The organism is Synechococcus sp. R6-10, from assembly GCF_047461815.1.
Taxonomy (GTDB): Bacteria; Cyanobacteriota; Cyanobacteriia; order Thermostichales; family Thermostichaceae; genus Thermostichus.
This window is the reverse complement of sequence record NZ_JANSHW010000642.1, coordinates 1-1,457: the sequence shown is the minus strand read 5'-3', so window position 1 is coordinate 1,457 and position 1,457 is coordinate 1. Positions and strand designations below refer to the sequence as shown.

The 1,457-nt window shown below is 64.9% G+C and carries 1 protein-coding gene and 1 pseudogene; both read left to right on the top strand.

The genetic code is table 11. From position 1 onward, the window contains the following. A pseudogene (locus tag NW837_RS14870) lies at nt 1-888 on the top strand (hypothetical protein); the annotation flags it as partial. Between the two features lie 28 nt (nt 889-916). Next, nucleotides 917-1,339: a thioesterase family protein gene (locus NW837_RS14865; RefSeq protein WP_414332361.1), complete on the top strand. Its 423-nt coding sequence runs from the start codon at nt 917-919 to the stop codon at nt 1,337-1,339. The last annotated feature ends 118 nt before the right edge of the window (nt 1,340-1,457 follow it).

Here is a 1,457-nt window from a genome sequence, read left to right as displayed (position 1 = left end):
CCCTTCTGGGCCTTGCTCTACGGGGTGGGGGTGCTGCTCTCGTGGGCCTTGCTTGCCTTGGAGAACCAGACGGGACGGGGGATCCCTGCGCCAGGGGAACCTGCTCATGTCAGCGGGCCGGAGGCTTTAGCCGGTCGCGTCAGCGTTGCCGAGCAACAAGGACGGCTGCTCTGGCGGGCCTGTGTGGGCCTAACGCTGGTGGGCGGAGGAGCGCTGCTGGCGCTGCGGCTGGGGGGATCCTACGGGGCGGCCCTCTTGGGGCTGGGATGTCTGGCTTTTCCCAGCCGTTGGGGGGCCATGGCCGCTTTGTTTTTGTCGGCCCGCCCTCTGCTGCAAAACCTGTTGCACCAGTTCAACCTGCAGGTTGCCGGGATCGACCTCACCCAACCCTATGTGTCGGCGGCGCTGTACCTGGGAATGGCGGCCATGGCGCTGGCGGCGCTCCTGCACTGGCTGTATGGGCCAGACAAACCCCTGCAGACGGGGATCGCCCTGACGCTGGCTAGCCTGGCTTTGCCGGTGGGGGTGGGCTACTTCATTCACGCCCAGCCGCAAGCGGCCTTCCTGTTAGGAGCCTTGACCACCGCCTTGATCCTGGCGGCGCTGCAGCCCATCCTCCTGCAGCAGGAGGGAAGAGGGGCGGAATCTCCAGGGATCCATTCGCGGCAGCGGGACGGAGTCCTTGGTTTGGGCCTGGCTGTGCTTGCCATTCTGGGATCCAACCTCAGCCGCGATTGGACGGTAACCGGCTTCCATGCCACCCGCCTGGAACGGGCGCTGGTGCTGGCCGGGGTGGTCGGGATCCTGGCGTTGATTCTCCTGCTCTGGCAAGGCTGGAGCCTGTGGCAATCCAGGAGAATGCGCGCCCCTGCCCGCTGTTCGCGTTAGCGGTGCGGAGCACTCTGGTTGTGCGGAGATGAAACCCGTTCCCTTGGGCACCCTTGGCACCTGGCAAGGGATCCTCGGCCCAGAACAAACCGCTGAGGCTCTGGGCAACCCCGGTGTGAAGGTGATCGGATCCCCGGCTTTGTTGACGTTGATCGAGCGGTGCGGCCACACCACCTTGCAGCCCTTCTACGAGCCGGAGGAAGCGGCGGTCGGGATCCGCTTTGCCTTGGAGCATCGGTCGGCAGCGGTGGCGGGGGATCCCTTGCAGGTTCGGGTCGAAGTCGTGGCCGTGGAGGGAAGACGCATTCAGTTTCAGGTGGAGATCACCCAGCAGGAGCGGCTGGTGATGCAGGGATCCTACACCTGCCTGGTGGTCGATTTGCCCCGTTTTCTGGCCCGCTATGGATTGACCGCGGAGGATCCCAGTCGGTGCTCAAGCTGTTCGCGTTAGCGGGACGGAGTCCTTTGGGATTGCTGCTGGCCGTCTTTGTGGGAACTCTCTTGTTCTGGCCTCAACAGCTCATTCTGCGCTACCGCAAACCCTGGCAGGGCCCCCTTGCCTGGATCTG